The sequence below is a fragment of the Pacificimonas sp. ICDLI1SI03 genome (assembly GCF_054740865.1).
In genome coordinates, this window is sequence record NZ_JBSQAU010000001.1 from 653,136 (window position 1) to 677,967 (window position 24,832).

Below are 24,832 nucleotides of genomic sequence, written 5' to 3' on the forward strand. Positions count from 1 at the left end.
GCACATGAACACTTCTGCGTGCGTTGGCGCGCATATGATCACCGTCGCCAGCTACAACATACATAAGGGCATCGGCCTCGACCGGCGCCGCGACCCCGAACGCATTCTTCGCGTCATCGCGGAAATGGACGCCGACATCGTCGCCCTGCAGGAGGCGGATCGCCGCTTTTTTGAGCGGCGTGCCGTGGTCGACGCCGGCCTGCTGAAGGAGGGCGTCGGCGATTACAAGCATGTCGGTTTCGACATGCGTCCCAAGAGCATTGGATGGCACGGCAACGCCATTCTGGTACGCGAGGGGACGGAAATCCTGCACGCCGAGCCCCTGTGGCTGGAGACGCTGGAGCCGCGAGGTGCGGTAATGGCGGAGGTCGATATGGGGCAGGGGCCGTTGCGGATCGTCGGCATGCACCTGGACCTGTCCGGCCTGTTTCGTGTGCGGCAGCTGCGTAGCCTGCTCGACCTGATAGAGCGGCGAAAGCCGATGCCGACCATCCTGATGGGTGATACGAACGACTGGAATCGCGGGCGCAGGGCGGCGATGCCAACCTTGCCCGGGCAATATCGGATCGCTCCCTGCGGCCCCAGCTTTCACACCCGCCGGCCGACGCTTGCGCTCGACCGGATCATTCACAGCCTGGATTTCGACTGTGACGGTTGCGGCGTCCACATGACGGCGACGTCGCAGCGTGCGAGTGACCATTTGCCGATATGGGCGCGCTTGAAACTCAGTTGAGCCGGAGAGAGTCTAGGCCGCGAGGTCCGCCAGCGCGGGTTCGGTTGCCGCGATCCATCCTCCGCCCAGGACACGGTCGCCATCATAGATGACGCCCGCCTGTCCCGGCGCCACGCCATATTCGGGCGCTGCGAAGTGAAGTCGTTCACCGTCGAACAGCGCCGGGGTCGGCTTTGCCATTGAGCGGATCTTCGCGCCCACCGGCAAGCCGCCCTCGGGTATGTCTCCCCCCAGCCAATTTATGTCCGACAGGGCGACGCTGGCGACGCCCAATGCTTCACGCGGCCCCACCACCAGTCGATGTGTCTCGGGCTCCAGCCGCACGACGTACAGCGGCGCTGGCTGCCCGCCGACGTCGATGCCCTTGCGCTGCCCAACCGTGAAATGGACCAGACCGTCATGCCGACCGAGGGTTCGACCGTTCAGGTCGACAATATCGCCGGGCATTGCCGTTTCGGGCCGCAGTTTCTTGACCAGACCAGCATAGTCGCCGGTCGGGACAAAGCAGATATCCTGGCTATCCGGCTTGTTCGCGATGGCAAGGTGCAGGCGGCGGGCATGTTCGCGCACCTCTGCCTTGTCCATGCCCCCCAGCGGGAAGCGCAGAAAATCCAGTTGGGCGCGGTTTGTCGCGAACAGGAAATAGCTTTGGTCGCGGGCGGGATCGATGGCGCGGTGCAGTTCCGCGCTGCCGTTCCGTTCCACCCGCCGCACATAATGCCCCGTCGCCAGCGCATCCGCGCCCAGATCGCGCGCCACCGTCAGCAGGTCGCGAAATTTGACCGTCTGGTTACAGCGCACGCACGGAATAGGCGTTTCTCCGCGCGCATAGCTGTCCGCGAAATCGTCTATCACGCTGTCGCGAAAGGCGCTTTCATAATCCAGAACGTAATGCGGGATGCCGATGCGATCCGCGACGCGCCGCGCATCGTGAATGTCGCTGCCCGCGCAGCAGGTTTTTGAGGAGGGGACCGCGGCGCCATGATCGTAAAGTTGCAGGGTGACGCCGATCGTCTCGTACCCGGCTTCGGCGACCAGCGCCGCGACCACGGAGGAATCGACGCCGCCTGACATCGCGACGACGATGCGTTTCCCCTTTGCGGGGCCGGGAAGCTGCAGGTCGAGGGCCATTAAAGCGCGGATAACATGGCACCGACCTCTCGCGCCACCCCGCCCACGGGAATGACACGGTAAAAAAGACAATCGGCGGTTAGCTAATTTCTAACCGTGTGGCGCGATAAGACTGAATCCATGGAGCAAGAAGATCCAAACGAGTCTGTATGGGGCAAAGATCCCGGGAGTAACATGTTAGAAAATCAAGACTTCAAGCCAGCCTCCGTCATTGGTCCCCTGGGCGAACCGATCACGATGGACGATCTGCCACCCCCTTCGACCCGTCGCTGGGTCGTGCGCAGAAAGGCCGAAGTGGTCGCCGCAGTGAAGGGCGGGATGATGACGATCGACGAGGCATGCGAACGCTATGACCTCAGCCTGGAGGAGTTCACATCCTGGCAACGGGCGGTGGACCGTGCGGGTCTCGCGGGTCTGCGCGTGACGCGTACGCAACATTATCGCGCGCTGTTCGAGCGTCAGGACGGGTAGGTCGAACCTGCAATTCGACTTCCGATTCGTGGAGATGGAAATGATTGATTAGGGCCTGCCGCCGCGCCAAGAGCGGCCCTCATGTCATTTAATACATTCGGACGCGCATTTCGCTTTACCAGCTGGGGGGAATCCCACGGGCCTGCCCTGGGGGTCGTCATTGATGGGTGTCCCCCCGGCATCCACCTGGGCGAAGCGGACATTCAGCCCTATCTGGATGCGCGCAAACCGGGCCAGTCCCGCTTCACGACGCAGCGGCAGGAGGCGGACGAGGTTCGTATTTTGTCGGGCGTATTCGAGGGGCGCACGACCGGCACGCCGATCAGCCTGATGATCGAAAATACCGACCAGCGGTCGAAGGATTATGGCGACATCGCCCGGAAATACCGGCCCGGTCACGCCGATTACGCCTATGACGCCAAATATGGCTTTCGCGACTATCGCGGCGGGGGCCGGTCCAGCGCGCGGGAAACAGCGGCCCGCGTGGCGGCGGGGGCCGTCGCGCGCAAGGTGATTCCGCACGTGGGCATTCTTGGTCATGTGGTCGAATTGGGCGGCGACCGCGTCAGCGGCTTCGACGCAGCGGAAATTTCCCGCAATCCCTTCTGGTGCGCGGATGCTGCTGCCGCCTCCAGATGGGAGGGGGCGCTGGATGCCGCGCGAAAGTCCGGTTCCTCGCTAGGGGCGATCGTGGAAATTCTCGCCGACGGCGTTCCCGCCGGATGGGGCAGTCCGATCTACGCTAAGCTGGATAGCGAACTGGGCAGTGCCATGATGTCGATCAACGCGGTGAAGGGCATGGAAATCGGCGATGGTTTCGACGCAGCGCGCCTGACCGGAGAGCAGAACGCCGACGCGATGCGCCCCGGCGACCCGCCCTTGTTCGACAGCAATCATGCGGGCGGTACGGCGGGCGGCATTTCGACGGGCCAGCAGATTGTCTGCCGTATCGCCCTGAAGCCGACATCATCCATCCTGACACCGGTGGAAACGATCGACCGCGACGGGGCGGCAACGGAGATCCGCACAAAGGGGCGGCATGATCCCTGCGTGGGCATCCGTGCCGTGCCCGTGGCAGAGGCGATGATGGCGCTGGTGCTGGCCGACGCGTTCCTGATGCATCGCGCACAGGTGGGCTAGCACAGCACTCTGTTGCCGCAGCGCAGCATCCTTGGCAGAGGGCGATTCATGACCGAAATCCCCAAAACCTTCGACCCCGCCGAAATCGAATCCCGCTGGTATGCGCAGTGGGAGTCCACTGGTGCCTTCCGCCCCGAACGCCCGGGCGCCGAACCGTGGACGCTGGTGAACCCGCCGCCCAATGTGACGGGCAATCTTCATATCGGTCACGCGCTTGATAATACGCTGCAGGATGTGATGGTGCGCCATGCCCGCATGCGGGGGCGGGATGCCAAATGGGTGGTTGGCACCGATCATGCCGGCATCGCCACGCAAATGGTGGTAGAGCGGCAGCTGAATGCGAAGCAGCAGAAGCGTACCGACTTCACGCGCGACGAGTTCATCGCGAAGGTCTGGGACTGGAAACAGGAATCCGGCGGCAACATTACCGGCCAGTTGCGTCGCCTGGGCTGTTCGATGGACTGGGCGAACGAGCAGTTCACCATGGACCCGCATTTCGCGGAAGCGGTCACAAAGGTGTTCGTCGACCTCTATAATGATGGCCTGATTTATCGCGACAAGCGGCTGGTGAATTGGGATCCCGGCCTGAAGACCGCCATTTCCGATCTGGAGGTGGAAACGGTCGAGGTCAGCGGTCATTTCTGGCAGATCAGATACCCGTTGGCGGACGGAGCGACGCTGGCGGATGGCGGCGATCATATTGTCGTTGCGACGACCCGCCCGGAAACCATGTTCGCTGACATGGTGGTTGCGGTGCACCCCGAGGATGCCCGCTACGCATCCGCCATCGGCAAGGAGATCGAACAGCCCCTTACTGGCCGTCGGCTGAAGATCGTCGCCGACGAACATGCGGACCCCGAACTTGGCTCTGGCGCGGTGAAGATCACTCCGGGTCATGATTTCAACGATTTCGACGTGGGCAAGCGCGCCGGGATTTCGCCTGCCGATATGCTCAACATGTTCGACGCCGATGCACATGTCGTGCAGACGGCAGACGGGCTGATTCCCGACGAGTTTCTGGGCCTTGACAGGTTCGATGCCCGCAAGCTGGTTATTGAAAAACTGAAGGCGGAAGGTGTCCTGATTCCTCACGTCGTCACGACGAAGGAAGGCGAACAAGAGGAGCACGACGCCGAACCGCGAAAGATCCAGACGCCCTATGGCGATCGATCCGGCGTGGTGATCGAGCCCTGGTTGACCGACCAATGGTATGTCGACGCCGAAGCGCTGGCGAAGCGACCCATTGAGGCGGTGCGTTCGGGCGATATTCAGATCGTGCCAAAAACCTGGGAAAAGACCTTTTTCAACTGGATGGAGAATATCCAGCCTTGGTGCGTGTCGCGGCAATTATGGTGGGGGCACCGCATTCCCGCATGGTATGACGAAAATGGCAAAGCCTATGTCGCCATGACGGAGGACGCCGCGCAGGAACAGGCGGGTTCCGCACAGCTTCGACGCGACGACGATGTTCTCGACACCTGGTTCTCATCGGCTCTGTGGCCGTTCGCGACGCAGGGCTGGCCGAAGGAGGATGTGAAGGGGCAGGGGCGTTATCCGAACGACCTCCTCATATCGGGGTTCGACATTCTGTTCTTCTGGGATGCCCGCATGATGATGATGGGCATGCATTTGCTGGGGGAGGTGCCGTTTCGGCAGCTTTATCTGCATGGGCTTGTCCGTGCCGCGGACGGCCAGAAAATGTCGAAGTCGAAGGGCAATACCTCCGACCCGCTGGAACTGATCGACCAATATGGCGCGGATGCGCTGCGCTTTTTCATGACGGCGATGGAAAGCCAGGGTCGCGATATCAAGATGGATGTCGCCCGGATCGAGGGCTATCGCAATTTCGCGACAAAGCTGTGGAATGCCGCGCGTTTTGCACAAGGATATGGCATCGGTGCCAGTCAGACGCTCGCGCCGCCCGCCGCGACCAGCGCCGTCAATAAGTGGATTATCGGCGAAACGATCCGGACAGCCCAGCAGATCGACCTCGCCATCGCCGACCTGCGCTTCGACGCCTATGCCGATGCGATTTATCATTTTGCCTGGAACCGCTTCTGCGACTGGTATCTGGAACTGATCAAACCTGTCCTGCAAGGGGAGGACGAGGCAGCGAAGGAGGAAACCCGCGCCGTCGCCGGCTGGGTCCTGGATCAGATTCTGGTGCTCCTGCACCCTGTCATGCCCTTCATCACGGAGGAGCTGTGGCACAAGATGGGCGCACGGCCCTACAGCTTGATCCACGCCAAATGGGTGGAGGCAGATAGTCGTTCGATCGACAAGGAGGCGGCAGCAGAGGTCGATTGGCTGATCGACCTGATCGGCGCCATCCGCTCCAGCCGCAGCGAGCTCAACGTGCCTGCAGGCGCGAAACTGCCCCTGTATGTCCGGGAAGCCGATGCAGAAACGCAGGCGCGCCTGACGCGTAACGGCGACATGATCGAGCGCCTTGCCCGCGCAGAGGGGATTTCCACCGATCCGGCGCCCGAGGGGGGATCGGCCCAGATCCTCGTCGGCGAGGCGACTTATGTCATTCCGCTGGAGGGGGTCGTTGACCTTGCTGCCGAAAGGGCACGCCTCGCGAAAACGGTCGATGCCGCCGAAAAGGAGATAAAGAGCATCGAGGGACGCCTCGGTAACCCCAATTTCCGCGAAAAGGCAAAACCGGAAGTCGTGGCGGAAACAGAGGAGAAGCTGGTTGAGCGGCAATTGGAGGTGCGACGTTTGAGCGCAGCTTTAGATCGCCTCGCCTAGCAGGCGGTCGGCCGGCCCGTCGGATCGAAAGGTGGAGGCATTAGGGACGCTTGGACGCCACGCTGGTGGGTTGGGCCCGGCGGGTGGACTAAAGTTCCGTTTCTTGTACGAAACATTATCCCATGTTATGCAGGCGGCAATACGGAAACTTAATCCGTAATATGTTTAATCTGCGGGTGATCTTCGTGACGGGGATTGCCTGATGGGAATGGAATAAAAATGTCTCGCGTGCTGATCGCTTCGCTCGTCGGCCTTGCTGCCGGCGTATCTACTACCGCCACCGCCGGACCGATCGAGGGTCTGGAGGTCATGCGCACATACAATCTGGTCACTCTCGGCAACCTGCAGAATTCTTCGGAGGTCGAGGGCCGCACCCATGTTGGCGGCAATCTTTCCGGGTCGTCGAACTACAATGTCGGCGGCGCAGGCTTTCAGGCCGCAAGCGACGCGCCGAAGCTGCAGGTCGGCGGCAATATCGGCAGTGGTTGGCAGAATATTCAGGGTGGCGGTTCGGTCGTCGCCGGCGGCAATATCAGCCAGATCAACCTGAATGGCGGCTATTACACGGTAAAGGCCGGCGGCACGATCAGTGGGGTCAATGCCAATGGCAACAGCCTTCAGTCGAATGCGGCTGTCGACGTGCCCATGTTCGACGACGATTTTCTGTCCCTCTCGACCGCGCTCGCCTCTCTCTCTGACACGGGTGGGTCCACCACCATTCAGGGACAGAATCGTATCTTCAACCCCGTCGCGGATCAGAATGGCGTCGCCGTTTTCAACGTTGACAGCCTTACCAATTTGCTCGCCAGCAATGGCAACGACATCGTCAGCGGTCTGGGTTTCGGCGCGGGCAGCAGTGATCTGGACACGATCGTCATCAACGTCGCGGATACGGAATTTTCCCTGCAGGACAATTTCATCAACGGTGCCAATGAAGCCCTTGGCTCGACGATCATCTGGAATTTCGTCAATGCGGAGCGTCTGACGTTCAACCGTGAATTCTGGGGTTCCGTACTCGCACCGAAAGCGTTCGGTACGAACAACAGCCCGATCAACGGCAGTGTCGTGTTCGGCAGTGCCAATCTGAACAGCGAGATTCACCTCGGCACCTATTCCGGCAATAATCTCAGCTTCGAAGAGGAACTGCCGCCCGGCGAGGTCCCCGCACCCGCCGCCCTCGCCCTTTTCGGTCTTGGCATCGCCGGTGTCGCCGGGCTGCGCGTTCGCTCAAAGCTGGCCGCATCCTAGGACGCGCAGACATGGCGATGATCGTCAGATCATCGCCATGCCGCCGTTCACATGCAGCGTCTGGCCGGTAACGTAGGCCGCTTCGTTCGAGGATAGGTAAACCACGGCAGCCGCGACATCGTCGCCGGTGCCGAGCGATCCCGCCGGAATCTTCGTCGTCAACGCCTCTTTCTGCGCATCGGGCAGTGCATCCGTCATTGCCGATTGGATGAAGCCGGGCGCCACGCAATTTACCGTCACGCCGCGGCTTGCGACCTCTTGCGCCAGCGCCTTCGACATGCCGACCAGTCCGGCCTTCGATGCGGCATAGTTTGCCTGTCCGGGATTGCCCGTGGTTCCGACGATGCTGGTAATAGATACGATCCGTCCGAAACGACCCTTCATCATGGGGCGCAGCGCGGCGCGTGCCAGCCGGAAACTCGCCTCAAGATTGACGCTGATGACGCTGTCCCATTCCTCGTCCTTCATGCGCATGGCGAGGTTGTCGCGGGTAACACCGGCATTGTTCACGAGAATATCGAGCCCGCCCATCGCTTCCACCGCGCGGCCGACCAAGCCGTCGACGGCCGCCGCGTCGGAAAGATCGCAGGGCAGTTGATGGACATCCCCACCCAAGTCCTTCGCCAATGCCGCCAGTTTATCTTCGTTCGTGCCGGATATGGCAATGACGGCACCTTGCGCGGCAAGGGCGCGGGCGATGCTGGAGCCAATACCGCCGGATGCGCCGGTTACGAGGGCGCGGCGTCCTGAAAGATCGAACATGGAAATCTCCTAAACTAAGGGGCGGGGCCTACAGCCGCTTCGCCCAGCTTTCGATGTCTGCCATTGTGACGATGCTGATCGGTTCGGCATCCGGGGTGATACGCTTCACCATCGGCCCTACGACCTTGGCGCCCAGTTCGACGAATTCCTCGACGCCCGCGGCCGCCATGGCCAGAATGCTTTCCCGCCAGCGTACGGTGCCGGTTACCTGTTCGACCAGCAATTGCTTCAGGCGGTCCGGATCCGTTTCCGGCGCTGCCGTCACATTGGTGACGACGGGAACCGTCGGCGCATCGAATGAGGCGGCGGCCAGTGCCTCCTGCATCTTGTCGGCGGCAGGCTGCATCAGGGGCGAATGAAAGGGGGCGGAAACGGGCAGCAGCATCCCGCGCTTCGCCCCTTTTGCCTTCGCCGCCTCAATTGCGCGTTCGACCGCCGCTTTGTGACCGGAAACGACGACCTGGCCGTCGGCATTGTCATTGGCGGCGACGCAGATTTCCTCTGCCGTCGTCGCTTCCTTGGCCGCCGCCATCGCGTCTTCGAATGACAGGCCCAGAAGGGCCGCCATCGCGCCTTCGCCGACTGGAACCGCAGCCTGCATTGCATCCCCGCGAACGCGCAGCAGCCGGGCTGTGTCGGCCAGGTTCAGACTGCCTGCTGCACACAAGGCGCTATATTCCCCCAATGAATGGCCGGCGACGAAGGCCGCGCGTTCGGAAAGCACCAGGCCGGCTTCCGCTTCCATGACCCGCAAGACGGCGAGGGAATGTGCCATGATCGCTGGTTGTGCGTTGGCGGTCAGCGTCAGCTCGTCTGCGGGCCCTTCGAACATCAGCGTCGACAGCTTCTGTGAAAGCGCATCGTCGACTTCTTCGAAAACCGATTTGGCGGCGGCGCTCGCCTCTGCGAGGGCCTTGCCCATTCCTGGCGACTGGCTGCCCTGGCCGGGGAAAAGGAAGGCGCGCATAGGCATTTCGGGGAACTCCTCATGATGAACTGGCCGTGCGCGCATAGGCCGGGCCGCCACATGCTTGCAAGGCCGGGGGCGCCAATATGGCTCGCGCCCTTGCAAGCGGCGCCTTTGCCGCTAGTGTCCGCGCCGTCGGCTTCATGCAGGCCAAACCGGATTTCGAGGGCAGGTGGCGTTAAAGAGTGGGAAACCGTTCGCAGCCTTCGTATATTAGTTTACATTACGAATATTGGGAGTGAGACCTAAAACCTATGAAGACCATCCGTACTCTGGCGCTGGCTACCGCGCTGTCCCTTTCCATTCCCGCCGGTGGCGCATTTGCACAGGCTCTGTCTCGCGATGTCGGCGTGCCGCTTCAGGAGGCGCAGAGCCTGGCCTCTCGTGGTCAGCTAAGTGCGGCTGCGGCAAAGGTTCGCGCCGCGCGGTCCGCTGCGGACACTTCGGCCGAGCGTCGCAAGGTCACGGAAATGTCGGCCTATGTGAATACTGCCGCAAGAAATTACAGCGCGGCTGCCAGCGACCTGGCGAGCATTGGCGCACCCGCCTCGCGTCTGGCTCCGCTTTATTATCAGGCGGAAAATTATGACAAGGCAATCGAACTGGGGCGCCAGATGGGCGGTACCAACGGTCTGAAGATCGTTGCCCAGTCCTATATCAAAACGGGCAATAGCGCCGAAGCCGCGAAAATCTATCAGGACCTGATCGATCAGAACGGTCCGCAGGTCGAATATCTGGAAAACCTTGCAAGCGCTCAGTTCAAGATGGATGACAAGCAGGCGTATCTGCAGACGATCGAACGCCTGATCCGGGCCGATCCGCAGCCGATGCGGTGGCGTGCGCTTCTCAACAATCTGAAGGGTGAATCGCTGACGCGCGACAGCAAGCTCGCGCTCTACAAGCTGCTTGCGGAAACCGACAATATCACGCGGCCAGAAGATTATGTCGAATTTGCGAAGTTCGCCACCGTGGCGCAGGAGCCTGGCGTTGCGCGCAACGTCGTACAGGCGGGCATCGAAGGGGGCGAGCTTTCGGATGAGGACCCGCAGGTCCGCTCGCTCCTAAATGCCGCTGACAAGCGTCACGCGCAGGTGGTCGCGGAGTTCCCGACGCTGAAGCGCGGTCCGGAGGGGTATTTCCGTGCAGCGAACGCTCTGTTCGGTGAGGGCGACTATCGTGCGGCTGCCGTTGCCTATTGGCGGTCCTACAAGATGCAAAAGGACATCGCGTCGTCGCCTTATTCGAACCAGGCCCTCATCGGAGCGGGGATCAGTGCCCTTCGTGCTGGCGATCCGGCGATGGCGAGAAAAGCCTTTGCACTCGTGGAGGACAACAGCGCATTCCGGGAAGTCGCCGCCTTGTGGTCGCTCTATGCGGAAACGACGGCCAGCTGATTAGGACCGGGAGGGGGCTTGCGATTTTCGCAGCCTCGTATATGTGACGAAGCATGCGAGGTGGGAACCATGGTTTCCGCCTCGTATGTTTTTGGAAGGCCGGAGGGGCGTTGCGATTGCCGCACGTCAGCGATCGGCAAGATAGAAGAGAGATAGCGAGATGGGGCTCTACGAGCACACCTTCCTGGCGCGCCAGGACCTCTCGACAGCGCAGGTAGATGCGCTGGCGGAGGAATTCACCAAGATCATCGAATCGAACGAAGGCGCGGTCAAGAAGACCGAATATTGGGGCCTCAAATCCCTCGCCTACAAGATCAAGAAGAACCGCAAGGCACACTTCGTGATGTTGAACATCGATGCGCCGCCTGCCGCCGTGAAGGAAATGGAGCGCAACATCTCCATCTCCGATGATGTCATTCGCCACCTGACCATTGCCGTTGAAGAACTGGAAGAGGGCCCCTCTGTCCAGATGCGCAAGGCAGACGAACGTCGCGAGCGCCGTGAGCGCCGCGAGCGCGACTAAGGGAGTATAATATTATGGGTCGTCCCTTTTTCCGCCGCAAGAAGTCCTGCCCTTTCAGCCGTCCCGACGCGCCGAAGATTGATTACAAGGACGTGAAGCTGCTTGGCGGTTTCCTGTCCGAGCGTGGCAAGATCGTTCCCAGCCGGATTACGGCTGTTTCCGCCAAGAAGCAGCGTGAGCTGGCCAAGGCGATCAAGCGCGCCCGTCATCTCGGCCTGCTGCCGTACATCGTCCGCTAAGGGGAGATAGAAACATGGCAAACATGGATATTATCCTCCTCGAGCGGGTGGAAAAGCTCGGCAATATTGGTGATGTCGTTTCGGTAAAGCCCGGCTTTGCACGCAATTTCCTGCTGCCGAAGGGCAAGGCGCTTCGTGCCAATGAAGCGAACCGCGCCACGTTCGAGGCTGATCGTGAGCGGATCGAGAAGGAAAATGCCGAGAAGCGCAGTGCCGCCGAAAAGGCAGGCGAGCAGCTTTCCGGTACGCAGGTCACCATGATCCGTCAGTCCTCCGACTCGGGTCAGCTTTATGGTTCCGTCAGCGCGCGTGACATCGCCACTGCTCTGGTCGAGGCCGGTCATGAGGTGGACAAGAACCAGGTGATGATCGGTTCGCCGATCAAGAACCTCGGCATCCATCAGGTCGATGTCGCACTTCACCCCGAGGTGATCGTGCAGGTCGAGGCGAACGTCGCCCGTTCGAAGGAAGAGGCCGAAATGCAGGCCGAGGGCATCGACATCTTTGCCGGTGACGACGACGATGACATGATGTCCGCGTCCGAACGCGCCGCCGCAGAGGCACTTGCCCGCGCCGAAGCGCAGGCGGATGCCGAAGCGCGTGGTGAAGTCTTCGAAGAAGGTGCCGGCCCGGCGACGGATTCGGAAGATGATGAAGAAGCTGCTGCTGACGAAGATGACGCCGCACCGCGCGCCGAGCCTTCCGAAGATGCAGGCGAAGAGGCTGACGAGAAAGCGTAAGCTTTCCGAACAGTTTGAAAATAAGGGGGGGCTGCGCGCGATACACATCGTGTGCGGCCCTTTCCTTTGCGGTCCGGAAGACCGTCGGCGAGACCTTCGTCTGCCGTAACCTAAAAATGTTGAAATTCTCTGCCTTTCGGACGGAACGAAGAGATAGCTTCTCCGTTTAGAAAATGAACATATATTAAAATCAGTTGATCTTATGAGACAGAAACTACCGATTTTCGTTAGTCTCGCCGCTCTAGCACTGGCCGCCTGCGGCGATACCTCCGATAATTCCGATCCCAAGATGGAACCTGGCGATATCGTGATTGTGGACCAGAACGGTGTCCCCGTCGACGATGCCCCTACCACAAACGCAATGGCAAGTGACTGGTCGGCAGATTCCGGCCGTGAAACGGCGGATGGCGCGTCTGCGGTACAGGAAGACGGGGATAGCGCTGTTACGTTCAGAAAAACGCTCTAGAGGGGGCCGTCCCTTCTGAAAGCGTAGGCAAGCGATTCCAACGCGCCTCGACGGACCTCGGGCCATAGCACCCGATTATTCAGGCGTGACCTTTGCGACCTGCCTAAAAATCCGGTTCCGCGCACCCCGCTTGTTGATATGCAAGGCGCCAGCCATGCCCGACCTGTTTGCCAGCGACGAAAACCCGAACGAAGCGCCCGACGCGGCTGCGCCGCTGGCAGAGCGGCTTCGTCCGCGCGCTCTTGATGAGGTCGTTGGCCAGGATCATCTGACTGGCCCCGACGGCGCAATTGGCCGCATGGTGGCTGCGGGCAAGCTGTCGTCCATCATCTTCTGGGGGCCGCCGGGGACGGGGAAGACGACGGTGGCGCGGTTGCTGGCTGATGCTGTCGGGCTTCGTTTCCATTCCATCAGCGCGGTATTTTCTGGCGTTGCCGATCTGAAGAAGGCTTTTGCCGAAGCGCGCACGGCCGCGAGGGCAGGGCAGAAAACACTATTGTTCGTGGACGAGATTCACCGGTTCAACCGGGCACAGCAAGACGGCTTTCTCCCCTATGTAGAGGACGGGACCGTCACGCTGATCGGTGCAACGACGGAAAATCCCAGTTTTGAGCTGAATGCGGCGCTTCTTTCCCGCTGTCAGGTGTTGCTGCTCAACCGGCTGGACGAGGCGGCGCTTGCAAAATTGCTGCAGCGGGCGGAGGCGCTCTATTCTTCCGAACTGCCCCTGACCCCCGATGCGCGCATGGCCCTGATCGGCAGCGCTGATGGTGATGGCCGTTTCCTCCTTAATCAGGTGGAAACGCTGATGAACATGGATGTGGCCCAGCCGCTTGAGCCGATCGACCTGCGTGGGCTTCTGCATCGGCGCGTCGCTGTCTACGACAAGGATAGGGAGGGGCACTACAACCTTATCAGCGCCCTGCATAAATCGATGCGCGGCAGCGATCCCGACGCGGCGCTTTATTATCTCGCCCGCATGCTGACAGCGGGGGAGGAGCCGCTCTACGTTCTGCGCCGGATCGTCCGCTTCGCTTCGGAGGATATCGGCCTCGCCGACCCGCAGGCGCTCGTGCAGGCGCTTGCGGCAAAGGACGCCTATGATTTCCTGGGCAGCCCAGAGGGGGAGCTGGCGATTGTTCAGGCATGCCTCTATTGCGCGACGGCCCCCAAATCCAATGCCGCCTATAAGGCGCAGAAGCAGGCGTGGAGAAGTGCCAGGGAAACCGGCTCGTTGATGCCGCCGATGAACATCGTCAACGCGCCGACAAAGCTGATGAAGGACATCGGCTATGGCAAGGATTATGCCTATGATCATGATGCGGATCAGGGCTTTTCGGGCGCGAATTACTGGCCCGAGGAGATGCAGGGCCAGTCCTACTATACGCCGACCGAACGCGGCTTTGAAAAGCGTCTTTCCGAACGCTTGGCCTGGTGGGCCGAGCGTCGAAAGGGCCGTCGCGACTGATCGTCCGCTCTGGACGCTGGCCGGCATCATCGGCAGAGATGCGCGGGAGGGAGAGCAAGATGATCAAACACGCCGCCGTCCTTACCATTCTGATCACTATGGGCACGGCGCCAGCCGTCGCCCAGGATGCGGACTATATTCGCGCTCTTGCAGCGGGTTACGAGGCGGCGTTCACATGCTCCGCCACATTCAATGCCGGCCAGACCCCGGCCGAAATCGATGCGAACGAGCTGAACCGAATTTACGATGAATATCGGAAGGACGTGGGCGAGTTGTCGTCGGTCGTCGACGAGGATGCAAGGACCGTGTCCGTCAGCTATTCAGAAAACATGCCGCCTCGCGTCGCCGCCTGGCGCCCCAATCTGGGTTGCTCACAGCTTCCCATCGGCGCTGATCCCTCCCTGGCGGCCAGCCTGCCGACCGTCGATGGTGGCCCGCCGCAATTCGTCCGTGCGCCCGATTGGCCCTGGGGCGATGCGGGGGCGGAACGGCTTTCCAAAGATCCGGACCTGACGACCCGCGTGGAGGCGGCCTTTGATGGCAGGACCTATGGCGCCGGTTCGAAAACCTCGGCTATCCTGATCGTGAAGGACGGCCGGATCATTGCGGAACGCTATGCCCACGGGGTGGACGCGGACACGCCGCAGCGGACCTGGTCCGTGGCAAAATCCATCGCCGGAACGGTGCTTGGTATTGCGGCCGCGCAGCAGAAGATCGACCTGCTCGCCCCGGCACAGGTGCCGGAATGGCAATCACCGCTCGACCCTCGCCGCCAGATCACGACGGATCATTTGATGCGGATGGCATCCGGCCTCACCAGCGATTTTGCCGGCAACCGGACCGACGCCATTTACATTGGGGGCACCAGTGTTGCCGATTCCGCACCTGGTCAGCCGCTGCTGCACGAACCGGGTTCGACCTTCCGTTATTCGAATAATGACATTTTGCTGTCGCTCTACGGCCTGCGCCACGCCATGGGCGATGACGATGCCTATCGCGCGCTGCCCTTTACGGATCTGTTCTGGAAAATCGGCATGACGCACACCTTTCCTGAAACGGACTGGCGCGGCGATTTCGTGATGTCGAGTCAGGTCTGGACCACGGCCCGTGATCTGGCGCGACTGGGGCTGCTCTATCTCAACGATGGGGTGTGGGAGGGCGAACGCCTTCTACCGCTCGGGTTCGTGAAGCGCGTGTCAACCATGGGCCCGGCCCAGCCGGACAGGGAATGGGGCTATGGCGGCACCTTCTGGGTGGCGCAGCCACAGACCGGCCTGCCGCAGGGGACGTTCGCCGCCTTCGGCAATCGCGGTCAATATCTGGTGATCGTGCCGGATCGTGATATCTTGGTCATTCGGCGCGGTTACGACCCGATCGGGGAGGATGGCGGCTTTGATGTCACGGCCTTCTCCCGCGATGTGGTTGCGGCGCTTGAGGGCATGTGAGCGGCGACGACGCGGCCCCCTTTTCCTTTCAGCGTTTCGTCGCCATCGACTGGTCCGGTGCCAGGGGACGGCGGCACAAGGGCATCGCCCTTGCCGAATGCCGCCCCGGCCGTGCCGCCCCGCAACTGATCCAGCCGGGCCGTGTATGGTCTCGTACCGACGTTCTGGACTGGATTCGGCGGACCGCTGCCAGTGACGAGGCGACGCTGATCGCGATGGATTTCAGCTTTGCACCGCCGCGCCATGAACGGGGCCATTATCTGCCCGGCACCGATGCTCCTGCGGTGGCGCGGCAATTCTGGGCGTTTGTGGACAGTCATTGCGACGATCAGGATCTTGGTGCCGCCAGTTTCCTGGAAAGCTCCTTCCGGGAACATTTCTATCTGGGCGCCATCGACGGCACGAAGGCGGACGATATGCACTTCCGCCGCTGTGAGAAGCTGTTCAACGAACAGGGCGGCGGCAAGGCATCGACCGTCTATGACGCCATTGGCGCGGGGCAGGTGGCAAAGGCCAGCTTTGCCGGCATGCGCCTGCTGCATCATCTGGACGGCGCGGTCGCCATCTGGCCGTTCGATTTTCCTGCGGCGACGTCACCGCCCACCGGCAACGGCAGCGTTCTGGTGGAAATGTATGCACGCAGTTTCATCCGCTTGGCCGCAGGAGGAGGCCGGGGGCTGAAACTGCGGACGACAGCAGACCTGAACACGGCTCTTGCCGGTTTCGATACCGATCCCGCGGCGAATGCTAACTATACCGACCACGAAACCGATGTGCTGATCGGCGCGGCCGGCTTGCGCCACATTGCTCCCTGCGCCGGATATTGGTTTCCGCCGCAGCTAACCCCGGAAATCGCCATGACAGAGGGATGGACGTTCGGCGTCCGCTAGCACCCTTCCGCAGCCCCCAAACCGCCGCTATGCACGCACCATGCTTCCCGTTCCCCTGTCTCATATCGCTCTGGTTGCGCTCGGCGGCGGTCTGGGCGCTGCGGGCCGCCTGATCACCACCCACCTGGTCAATGAATATATCATGCGGCCCCGGCTTCCGTGGGGCACATTAGCCGTCAATTTGATCGGCAGTTTTCTTATTGGGGTCATCATCATGTTGACCATCGAACACGGTGGCACCAGCCGGACGCGCCTGCTGTTTATTACCGGCCTGCTGGGCGGCTTTACGACGTTCTCGGCTTTCTCGTTCGAAATTTCCGAAATGCTGATGGATCGGCGCGTCGGTCCTGCGGTCATCTATGCGGCGGGTTCGGTTGTTCTCTGCGTTCTGGGCACACTTGCCGGTGCCTATCTGACGCGCTTGCTCGCACGATGACCACGACCGACGTACGGCAGTTTACCGTCGCGCCCGACGATGACGATATCCGCCTGGACCGGTGGTTCAAACGCCACATGCCAGAGGCGAGCTTTGGTACGGTCTCTCGCTGGGCCCGTACAGGCCAGCTGCGCGTCGATGGGAAGCGGGCAAAGCCGGGCGACCGCATCGCCGCGGGCCAGATCATCCGCGTGCCGCCGCTGGAGGCCGGGAAGGTCAGTCCGCTGGCGCAGAAGCGGGATCGCCCCTCCCTGACGGACGACCAGATCGAATTCGCGCGCAGCCTGGTGATACACAAGAGCGCGCACGCCATCGTCATCAACAAGCCCGCCGGCCTCGCGACGCAGGGCGGCACGGGCATTCGCGAACATGTCGACGGTCTGCTGGACGCGCTCAGGTTCGATCGCGACGACCGGCCAAAGCTGGTGCATCGGCTGGACAAGGATACATCGGGGGCGCTCCTGATCGCGCGCTCGTCGCGTGCGGCGGCACATTTCGCGAAGGCGTTTTCAGGGCGGACGGCGCGCAAGCTTTACTGGGCAATCGTCATGGGCGTTCCAGAGGTCGCCAATGGCCGCATAGAACTGCCCATTTCGAAGCAGCCCGGTTTCAACGGCGAACGCATGTTCATCGACAAGGAGGAGGGGCAGCGCGCGGTCAGCCGCTATCGTCGCATCGACCGCGCCGCAGGACGCGCCGCCTGGCTGGAACTGCAGCCGCTGACCGGTCGCACGCACCAGCTGCGCGTGCATATGGAGGCGATCGGACATCCCATTGTCGGCGACGGCAAATATGGCGGCAAGGATTCCTTTCTTACCGGCGGCATTTCGCGAAAGCTGCATCTTCATGCCCGCCGCCTGCGTATCGAATTGCCCGGCGGCGGCATGCTGGATGTGAAGGCGGATCCCGCCGAACATTTTGCCGCCAGCCTCGAAAATCTGGGCTTCGATCCTGAAATCGGCGACCTGCCGCTGGAAGAGGACATTGACGATCCCGGCGCAAAGGCGCGCCTTAGGAAGCATAAATCGCGTGATATCCGCCGCGAGCACCGCGACGCTACCCGCGCACGCCGGGGCGGGGGAAAGGTGCCGAGGGGCAGGAAACGGTGAGCGTCCGGCTCGCCATATTCGACTGCGACGGTACTCTGCTGGACAGCCAGGCCAACATCGTCGCGGCGATGGATGCCTGCTTTTCGGAAAATGGCTTGCCGCCCCCCGCTGCCAACGACACGCGGCGGGTGGTGGGTCTTTCCCTGCCGCAGGCGATGGCCACTCTGTTGCCGGATGCGGATGCGTCCGACCATGACCGGCTGGCAGACCATTACAAGATCTGTTTCCGCCGCATGCGGGCCGAGTCTCGGCTGGCGCACGAGCCACTTTATCCGGGGCTCATCGAAGCGCTTGATAGATTGCAGGCAGCGGGCTGGCTCTTTGCCGTCGCGACCGGCAAATCCGACAAGGGGTTGGAACACGCGCTCGACTATCACGGCATGCGGCACCGGTTCGTCAGCCTGCAGACAGCGGACCGGCACCCGTCAAAGCCGCACCCTTCGATGATCCATCAGGCGCTGTCCGACACGGGCGCGGACATTCTGAACACCGTCATGATCGGCGACACGATTTTCGATGTGGCCATGGGCGTGAATGCCGGCGTCCGCGCGCTGGGGGTTTCCTGGGGCTATCACGCACCGGAAGAATTGCTGGGTGAGGGGGCGGAGATGGTGGCCGATGATTATTCCGCACTGGCAGACTATATCCTGTCGCAATGATCCATATGCCTGACGAACCCACCGCCAAGTCCCGCTTTCTCCGCATGAGCGCCGTCCGCATCTTCGGCATGGTTCTGGTGATCCTGGGCATGCAGATCTGGCTGAAGGATGCGTTTGGCTATCAAGATGAAATGACGGGAAAGCTGGTCGCCGTTCTAGGTGTCGCCTGCATGTTCCTGGTTCCCGCTATGCTGCGCCGTCACTGGCGCCAGCGGGATGGACGATGAGGCGGTTTTATAAACAGGCCGCCGCCATTGCCGGTGAAGGTGGATATGCAGTCAATCTCGATGGTCGTCCGCTGAAGACTCCGAAGCGCAACGATCTGATCCTGCCGACGCAGGCCATGGCCGATGCGGTTGTCGCGGAATGGGCGGGGCAGGGCGACGTGATCGATCCCGTATCGATGCCCGTGACGGGGCTCGCCAATGCCGCCATCGATCACGTGGCGGCCGACCGCCGCACCTTTGTCGCCGGAATTGCCGCTTATGGCGAGAGCGACCTCCTCTGCTATCGGGCCACGAATCCCGAACCGCTCGTGGAACGGCAATGCGCCGTCTGGAATCCGCTCGTCGAATGGGCGGGGCGGCGTTACGACATCGCTCTTACCCTTGTGGACGGGATCATGCACGAGGCGCAGCCGGACATGACCCTGCAGCGGCTTGCCGCCGCGCTGGACGGGTTCGACGATTTCGCGCTTGCCGCCGCGCAGCCCCTGACGACGATTTCCGGCTCTCTGATCGTGACCCTCGCCCTTCTTGAGGGAGAAATCGATGTGGAGACCGCATGGAATGCCGGGCATCTGGACGAGCTGTGGCAGGTCGAACAATGGGGCGAGGATCAGGAGGCAGCGGTGATGCGTGCGCACCGGCGACAGGCATTTGAACATGCGGCGACTTTCCTGACGCTGCGCTAGCCGCTAGGCATCGGCCATGAAGAAGAAAATTTCGATCGCCGCCGCCGCTACATTGACCTTGCTTGCCGCGCCCGGGGCCGCCGCCCGGCCCCTGTCCCCCGAAGACCTCGTCGCCCTGCAGCGTATTTCAGACGCGGCCGTGTCGCCGGATGGTTCGCTTGCAATATTCACCCTGCATACCACGGATCTGGATGCCAATCGCGGCCGTTCCGATCTCTTCACACTCGATCTGACGGGTGGCGATGCCGCGCCTGCACGCTGGAACGGTCATGCCGAAAATGACGGCAGCCCTGTGTTCTCTCCGGATGGCAGACAGATTTACTGGCTATCTGGCCGCAGCGGCAGTTCACAAATCTGGACCGCGCCGATCGATGGTGGAGAGCCAAATATGGTCCTCTCGGTCGAAGGCGGGGTAGGCGGGTTTCATCTGGCGCCCGACGGGGAAACGCTGGTCTACTGGACGGATGTAACGCCAGATTCCGCCGATAGTCCGGGAGAAGGGCGCGTCTACGACAAGTTGTTCGTACGCCATTGGGACAGCTGGGATCGGGGCGCCCGCTCGCAATTATTCTCCGTGTCCACGAGCGGCGAGGGCACCCCCGTTGCGCTGACCGCGCAGATGGATGGGGATGTCCCGACCAAGCCGTTCGGCGGCCCGGACGACGTCGCGATTTCCGCAGATGGCGCCAGCGTTTACTTCGTTCTGCGGGAAAAGGGCACGTCGGAGCCGTGGTCGACGAACCTCGATATCTGGAACGTTCCGACCGATGGCAGTGCGGCGCCCGTCAATCTGACTGCCGACAATGCGGGTACCGACACCGCGCCCAGCCTGTCCCCCGATGGCCGCTACATGGCCTATGCGTCGATGGCGCGCGCGACCTATGAAGCCGACCAGCTGGTGTTGAAGGTGCGCGATCTTGCCACCGGCGAGGTGGATGCTTTCCCCGACCTTCTGCCCAACGGCGTCGGCCATATCGAATGGGCGCCGGATTCCCGTTCGATGTTGATCACGACCGCAGACGGCTGGAACGATGCGCTGTTTCGCATCACGCCCGATGGCACGTCCGAACGGCTGCCCGTCCCGGGGGGGAGCTATTCCGTCCTGTCAGTGACGGAGCAGGGGGCATTGGTCAACCGCAACTCGCTGACCGAACCGGGTGACCTGTATTGGCGTACGGATCAGGGCGAACGCCGCCTTACCTCCATTAATGCGGACCTGCTGGCCGACATCGATATGGGGGAAATCAGCCGTTTCTCTTTCGCGGGCGCGGAGGGGGACGAGGTTTTCGGCTATGTCGTCCGTCCCCCTGACCTGGCGGAGGGGGCGACGGCGCCCACCGTCCTATGGTCCCATGGCGGTCCGCAGGGACATTGGACGAATGCATGGTCCTCGCGCTGGAATCCTCAGGCCTGGGCTGGCGCGGGATATGCCATCATCACGGTCGATTTCCACGGCTCCAGCGGCTACGGGCAGGATTTCACGGACTCGATCAACAATGACTGGGGCGGGAAGCCGCTTCAGGACCTGCAGCTTGGGCTGGCGGCGGCGCGCGACCAGTTCGATTTCATCGATGATGAGCAGGCCTGCGCGGCCGGCGCCTCCTACGGCGGCTACATGATGAACTGGATCGAGGGGGCCTGGCCGGACGAATTTGCCTGTCTGGTCAATCATGCCGGCCTGTTCGACATGCGCAGCTTCTACTATTCGACCGAGGAATTATGGTTCCCCGAATGGGACTTCGGCGGACCCTATTTCGAGCGTGTCGAGGCCTTTGAACGTTGGAATCCGGCCACGCGTGTGACGGATTGGAAGACGCCGATGCTCGTTATTCAGGGGCTGCGGGATTATCGCGTTCCCTACACGCAAAGCCTAATGGCCTTTACCGCACTCCAGCGTCAGGGCATCGACAGCCGCTTGCTGGTGTTCGATGACGAAAATCACTGGATCCTGTCACCGGCAAACAGCCTGCAATGGCATTCCGAGGTGTTTCGCTGGCTGGATGAATATTTGAAGAAATAGCGGTTCTGGGGGGGCAGGACGGCGGCCCCCCAGCACGGTTACGACCAGCGTTCTGCTGCCACATCGTCGCTGCGCCGCGCCTCGACCCAGCCGTCTGCATCCTTCTTCCAGAACGGCGCCTTTACCTTCAGCCAGTCCATCAGGAAATTTGCCGCCTCGAACGCTTCACCGCGATGACGGGCGGCAATCAGCACCAGCACGATGGGGTCGCCCACGGACAGTGTGCCATAACGGTGGACGACCAGCCCGCCGGAAAGCGCCCAGCGCCTTTCGGCCTCCGCCGCTATCTCCTGCAACATACGCTCCGTCATTCCCGGATAATGTTCCAGCGTCAGCGTATCGCCGGCATCGCCACGCACCAGCCCGGTAAAGCTGACCAGCGCGCCGATGTCCCTGCTTCCGCTGGTCAGCCGGGCGGACTCGGTGGCGACATCGAAGGTTTCCGCCTGAACCCTGGTATTGATCATCCGCCGGTGACAGGCGGAAAAATGCCCAGCTCCGCTCCCCCGTGCAGTTTCGCACTTACGTCGACGAATTGATGATCGAGGGCGAAACGCAGCTTTTCGGGCTCCTGAAATGCGATCCGGTATGTTTCGCCCTCTGCCCTCAGCGCGGTAAGCGCTTCGGCGACACAGGTGACGCTGCTGTCAAACTCGCGGGTTTCGCCATCCTTGCCGATCGTCTCGCGGACACGCGCGAAATAAACCAGCCGGATGTTCATTTCATATGCCTCAGCCCGATGCGCATATAATCATATCCGGTGATCAGGGTCAGGATCGCCGCGATCCACAGGCCGACTTCCCCCACCTCCATGGCGGGGAGGGCAGGCCATACGCGCATCGCGAATCCCTCCAGGATCAGGGCACCCAGCGCGATCATCTGAACCGCAGTCTTCCACTTTGCCAATTTGGACACAGGCACCGACACCTGCACGCCGCCCAGGAATTCCCGCAAGCCGGAGATGATGATTTCACGCAGCAGGATGATCAGGGCGGCGATCGTCAGCCAGCCACTGACGATGCCGTTTTCGATCAGCAGAACAATGGCGGCGGCCACCATGATCTTGTCGGCAATAGGGTCCAGGAACTGTCCCAGCTTCGACACGGTCCCCTGCGACCGTGCCAGATAACCATCCAGATAATCCGTCGCTCCGGCGACGCAGTACAGCGCGAAGGCGGCGAGATAGCCGGCCCATCCTGCGTTCCACATCAAAATCATGATCAGGGGCACCGCCAGGATGCGCGAAAGTGTAAGAAGGTTGGGAAGGCTGGACATTGCAGCTTCCTCCTAGTCCAATGGCAGGGGAAAGGGCAATGAAGGTGCCGCCCTGCATGTCCATTGTTTGCCGCCGGACATCATTGCCCTCACGTCCGTCTCCCGTCGAATGGCGGCGTCATTATCCTGCGGGATGAAAATGATCATATATGCGCCGGGCCACCGCCTTTGAAATTCCAGGCGCATCCAGAAGCGCCTCCAGCGCCGCGCCGCGCACGGCCTTGGCAGTGCCGAAATGCATCAATAGCGCGCGCTTACGGGATGGCCCAATACCGGGAATTTCGTCGAGGGGATTAGCCGATATGTCTTTCGACCGCTTCGCGCGATGAGCGCCAATGGCGAATCTGTGCGCTTCGTCGCGTAGACGCTGCAAGTAGAACAGCACCGGATCGTTGACGGGCAGGGTCCGCTCTCGCCCATCGTCCAGATAGAATGTCTCGCGGCCCGCATTGCGGTCCGGCCCCTTGGCAACGCCCACCATGGGGATGTCGGCAACATCCAGTTCCTCGGCAATTTCGCGCGCGGCGGACAATTGCCCCTTGCCGCCATCGATCAGGATCAGGTCGGGCCACATTCCCTTTGACCGGTCGGGATCTTCCTTCGGCAGACGTGCCAGTCGGCGCCGCAGGACGTGCTTCATCATGCCGAAATCATCACCGGGCACGACGGCGGCGTCCTTTATGTTGAACTTGCGATAGGCGTTTTTCTGGAACCCGTCGGGACCTGCGACGATCATCGCGCCCCCGGCATTCGTCCCCTGGATATGCGAATTGTCATAGGTTTCGATCCGCCGCGGCGTCTGTTCCAGCTCGAACAGGTCCGCAACCTGCCGCAGCAGCTTCGCCTGCGTCGTTGATTCCGCCAGTCGCCGGTCCAGCGCTTCAGTGGCATTACGCTCAGCCTGCTCGATCAGGCGGCGCAGGGGGCCGCGCTGGGGCCGCTTCACGATCACTTTGCGATCTGCGCGCTCGCACAGCGCCTCGGCAATCAAGTCTTTCTCGCTTAGATCCCGGTCCACCAGAATTTCAGGTGGTGCCGGCATATCTTCATAGAATTGCATTAGAAAACTGGACAGAATTTCGTCCATGTCCTCGCCGGTCACGTTTTGCGGAAAAAAGGCACGGTGCCCCCAATTCTGTCCGCCGCGAATGAAGAAGGCCTGGATGCAGACCTGATTGGCCTTTGCCGCCATGGCGATTACGTCGGCATCGCGCGCACCCTCCGCCGTGCCCGCCTGACCCTGGATATAGGTCAACGCGCGCAGCCGGTCCCGATAAATGGCGGCCAATTCGAAATCCTGATCCTCGGCGGCCGCGGTCATGGCGTCGCCCAGCTTTCGCTGCACTTGCTGGCTCTTTCCCGCCAGAAAATCCTTCGTATCAGCTACCAGATCGGCATAGCCCGCCTCTTCGATCTTGCCCACGCACGGGGCCGAACAGCGCCGGATTTGATACAGCAGGCAGGGCCGCGACCTGTTGTTCATATAGCTGTCGGAACATGATCTTAGCAGAAACACTTTCTGCAAGGCATTAAGAGTTCTGTTCACGGAACCGGCGCTCGCGAACGGTCCGAAATAAATACCCTTGCCGCGCCGCGCCCCGCGATGTTTGCGGATTTGCGGGAAATCATGATCTTCGCGCAGAAAGATGAAGGGAAAGCTTTTGTCGTCGCGCAGCAACACGTTGAACGCAGGCCTGAACCGCTTGATCAGCTGGACTTCCAGCAACAGGGCCTCTGCCTCCGTCGCGGTGGTGACGATGGTCATTTCCCGTGTCAGCGAGACCATTCGTTGCAACCGCTTTGGCAGCCTGGCAACCTGCGTATAATTCGTGACGCGTGCCCGCAAGGACCGCGCTTTCCCAACATACAGCACGGTCCCCCCGGCGTCCTGCATGCGATACACGCCTGGGCGGGCAGGCAGCGTTTTCAACACATTGCGAATCGCGGCTACGCCGGTGTCTAAATCGGGTTGCTCCGTGCCTCTTACCGTATAGGCGGATGTTTCCTCGGAAAAACGGTCATGCTGTTTGCCTGTCGCCATGGCATTGG

At 61.6% G+C, this 24,832-nt stretch carries 26 protein-coding genes; 19 read left to right on the plus strand and 7 right to left on the minus strand.

Annotation, left to right across the window (positions count from 1 at the left end):
* Positions 1–34 precede the first annotated feature (34 nt).
* A complete protein-coding gene (locus ACSMXM_RS03100; protein WP_460313857.1) occupies positions 35–733 on the plus strand; it encodes an endonuclease/exonuclease/phosphatase family protein in 699 nt (232 codons plus the stop codon).
* A 12-nt stretch (positions 734–745) separates the two neighbouring features.
* On the opposite strand, the gene mnmA is transcribed toward ACSMXM_RS03100, so the two are convergent.
* Positions 746–1,864, minus strand: a complete 1,119-nt coding sequence (gene mnmA, locus ACSMXM_RS03105) for a tRNA 2-thiouridine(34) synthase MnmA (RefSeq protein WP_460313858.1) — start codon at positions 1,862–1,864, stop codon at positions 746–748.
* A gap of 174 nt (positions 1,865–2,038) precedes the next feature.
* On the opposite strand from mnmA, the gene sciP reads away from it, so the two are divergent.
* The 4 genes from sciP (at position 2,039) to ACSMXM_RS03125 (ending at position 7,477) form a co-directional block, all read left to right on the plus strand.
* Positions 2,039–2,335 (plus strand): CtrA inhibitor SciP, encoded by a 297-nt coding sequence (sciP, locus tag ACSMXM_RS03110; protein WP_460313860.1) that lies wholly within the window; start codon positions 2,039–2,041, stop codon positions 2,333–2,335.
* A gap of 81 nt (positions 2,336–2,416) precedes the next feature.
* Entirely contained in the window at positions 2,417–3,475 is a 1,059-nt protein-coding gene (gene aroC / locus ACSMXM_RS03115; protein WP_460313862.1) for a chorismate synthase, read from the plus strand.
* A 48-nt stretch (positions 3,476–3,523) separates the two neighbouring features.
* A complete protein-coding gene (locus ACSMXM_RS03120) occupies positions 3,524–6,229 on the plus strand; it encodes a valine--tRNA ligase (protein ID WP_460313864.1) in 2,706 nt (901 codons plus the stop codon).
* Between the two features lie 228 nt (positions 6,230–6,457).
* Entirely contained in the window at positions 6,458–7,477 is a 1,020-nt protein-coding gene (locus ACSMXM_RS03125; protein WP_460313866.1) for a collagen-binding domain-containing protein, read from the plus strand.
* A 24-nt stretch (positions 7,478–7,501) separates the two neighbouring features.
* On the opposite strand, the gene fabG is transcribed toward ACSMXM_RS03125, so the two are convergent.
* Both fabG and fabD read right to left on the minus strand, forming a co-directional pair.
* Complete coding sequence (gene fabG / locus ACSMXM_RS03130) at positions 7,502–8,239, minus strand: 3-oxoacyl-[acyl-carrier-protein] reductase (RefSeq protein ID WP_460313868.1); 738 nt, start codon at positions 8,237–8,239, stop codon at positions 7,502–7,504.
* A gap of 28 nt (positions 8,240–8,267) precedes the next feature.
* On the minus strand, positions 8,268–9,206 hold the full coding sequence (gene fabD / locus ACSMXM_RS03135) for an ACP S-malonyltransferase (protein ID WP_460316342.1): 939 nt from the start codon (positions 9,204–9,206) through the stop codon (positions 8,268–8,270).
* Between the two features lie 254 nt (positions 9,207–9,460).
* Here fabD and ACSMXM_RS03140 point away from each other — a divergent pair, with 254 nt between their 5' ends.
* The 14 genes from ACSMXM_RS03140 (at position 9,461) to ACSMXM_RS03205 (ending at position 21,508) form a co-directional block, all read left to right on the plus strand.
* Positions 9,461–10,600 carry a tetratricopeptide repeat protein gene (locus ACSMXM_RS03140; protein ID WP_460313869.1) on the plus strand — a complete coding sequence of 380 codons (1,140 nt, stop codon included), beginning with the start codon at positions 9,461–9,463 and terminating at the stop codon, positions 10,598–10,600.
* A gap of 160 nt (positions 10,601–10,760) precedes the next feature.
* The gene (gene rpsF, locus ACSMXM_RS03145) at positions 10,761–11,123 is read left to right on the plus strand and encodes a 30S ribosomal protein S6 (protein WP_460313871.1); all 363 of its coding nucleotides are present in this window, start codon (positions 10,761–10,763) and stop codon (positions 11,121–11,123) included.
* 14 nt (positions 11,124–11,137) lie between these two features.
* Positions 11,138–11,362, plus strand: coding sequence for a 30S ribosomal protein S18 (gene rpsR, locus ACSMXM_RS03150; protein ID WP_460313873.1), 225 nt, complete (start codon positions 11,138–11,140; stop codon positions 11,360–11,362).
* Positions 11,363–11,385: 23 nt separating this feature from the next.
* On the plus strand, positions 11,386–12,102 hold the full coding sequence (gene rplI, locus ACSMXM_RS03155; protein WP_460316343.1) for a 50S ribosomal protein L9: 717 nt from the start codon (positions 11,386–11,388) through the stop codon (positions 12,100–12,102).
* Between the two features lie 202 nt (positions 12,103–12,304).
* On the plus strand, positions 12,305–12,568 hold the full coding sequence (locus ACSMXM_RS03160; protein ID WP_460313875.1) for a hypothetical protein: 264 nt from the start codon (positions 12,305–12,307) through the stop codon (positions 12,566–12,568).
* 154 nt (positions 12,569–12,722) lie between these two features.
* Positions 12,723–14,036: a replication-associated recombination protein A gene (locus ACSMXM_RS03165; RefSeq protein ID WP_460313877.1), complete on the plus strand. Its 1,314-nt coding sequence runs from the start codon at positions 12,723–12,725 to the stop codon at positions 14,034–14,036.
* Positions 14,037–14,095: 59 nt separating this feature from the next.
* Complete coding sequence (locus ACSMXM_RS03170; protein WP_460313879.1) at positions 14,096–15,481, plus strand: serine hydrolase domain-containing protein; 1,386 nt, start codon at positions 14,096–14,098, stop codon at positions 15,479–15,481.
* Positions 15,478–16,371 (plus strand): hypothetical protein, encoded by an 894-nt coding sequence (locus ACSMXM_RS03175; protein WP_460313881.1) that lies wholly within the window; start codon positions 15,478–15,480, stop codon positions 16,369–16,371. The genes ACSMXM_RS03170 and ACSMXM_RS03175 overlap by 4 nt, the downstream gene beginning before the upstream one ends.
* Before the next feature lie 40 nt (positions 16,372–16,411).
* The gene (gene crcB / locus ACSMXM_RS03180; protein WP_460313882.1) at positions 16,412–16,807 is read left to right on the plus strand and encodes a fluoride efflux transporter CrcB; all 396 of its coding nucleotides are present in this window, start codon (positions 16,412–16,414) and stop codon (positions 16,805–16,807) included.
* A complete protein-coding gene (locus ACSMXM_RS03185) occupies positions 16,804–17,916 on the plus strand; it encodes an RluA family pseudouridine synthase (RefSeq protein ID WP_460313884.1) in 1,113 nt (370 codons plus the stop codon). The genes crcB and ACSMXM_RS03185 overlap by 4 nt, the downstream gene beginning before the upstream one ends.
* Positions 17,913–18,575, plus strand: coding sequence for an HAD-IA family hydrolase (locus tag ACSMXM_RS03190; protein ID WP_460313886.1), 663 nt, complete (start codon positions 17,913–17,915; stop codon positions 18,573–18,575). The genes ACSMXM_RS03185 and ACSMXM_RS03190 overlap by 4 nt, the downstream gene beginning before the upstream one ends.
* A gap of 5 nt (positions 18,576–18,580) precedes the next feature.
* Positions 18,581–18,802: a hypothetical protein gene (locus ACSMXM_RS03195; RefSeq protein ID WP_460313888.1), complete on the plus strand. Its 222-nt coding sequence runs from the start codon at positions 18,581–18,583 to the stop codon at positions 18,800–18,802.
* Positions 18,799–19,488, plus strand: a complete 690-nt coding sequence (locus ACSMXM_RS03200) for an ATP12 family chaperone protein (RefSeq protein WP_460313890.1) — start codon at positions 18,799–18,801, stop codon at positions 19,486–19,488. The genes ACSMXM_RS03195 and ACSMXM_RS03200 overlap by 4 nt, the downstream gene beginning before the upstream one ends.
* Positions 19,489–19,504: 16 nt before the next feature.
* Complete coding sequence (locus ACSMXM_RS03205) at positions 19,505–21,508, plus strand: prolyl oligopeptidase family serine peptidase (RefSeq protein ID WP_460313891.1); 2,004 nt, start codon at positions 19,505–19,507, stop codon at positions 21,506–21,508.
* 38 nt (positions 21,509–21,546) lie between these two features.
* On the opposite strand, the gene ACSMXM_RS03210 is transcribed toward ACSMXM_RS03205, so the two are convergent.
* The 4 genes from ACSMXM_RS03210 to uvrC form a co-directional block, all read right to left on the minus strand.
* On the minus strand, positions 21,547–21,975 hold the full coding sequence (locus tag ACSMXM_RS03210; protein ID WP_460313893.1) for a molybdenum cofactor biosynthesis protein MoaE: 429 nt from the start codon (positions 21,973–21,975) through the stop codon (positions 21,547–21,549).
* Entirely contained in the window at positions 21,972–22,229 is a 258-nt protein-coding gene (locus ACSMXM_RS03215; protein ID WP_460313895.1) for a MoaD/ThiS family protein, read from the minus strand. Before ACSMXM_RS03215 ends, ACSMXM_RS03210 begins: the two co-directional genes overlap by 4 nt.
* Positions 22,226–22,783: a CDP-diacylglycerol--glycerol-3-phosphate 3-phosphatidyltransferase gene (gene pgsA, locus ACSMXM_RS03220; RefSeq protein ID WP_460313897.1), complete on the minus strand. Its 558-nt coding sequence runs from the start codon at positions 22,781–22,783 to the stop codon at positions 22,226–22,228. Before pgsA ends, ACSMXM_RS03215 begins: the two co-directional genes overlap by 4 nt.
* A gap of 121 nt (positions 22,784–22,904) precedes the next feature.
* Complete coding sequence (gene uvrC, locus ACSMXM_RS03225; RefSeq protein ID WP_460313898.1) at positions 22,905–24,824, minus strand: excinuclease ABC subunit UvrC; 1,920 nt, start codon at positions 24,822–24,824, stop codon at positions 22,905–22,907.
* Positions 24,825–24,832 lie beyond the last annotated feature (8 nt).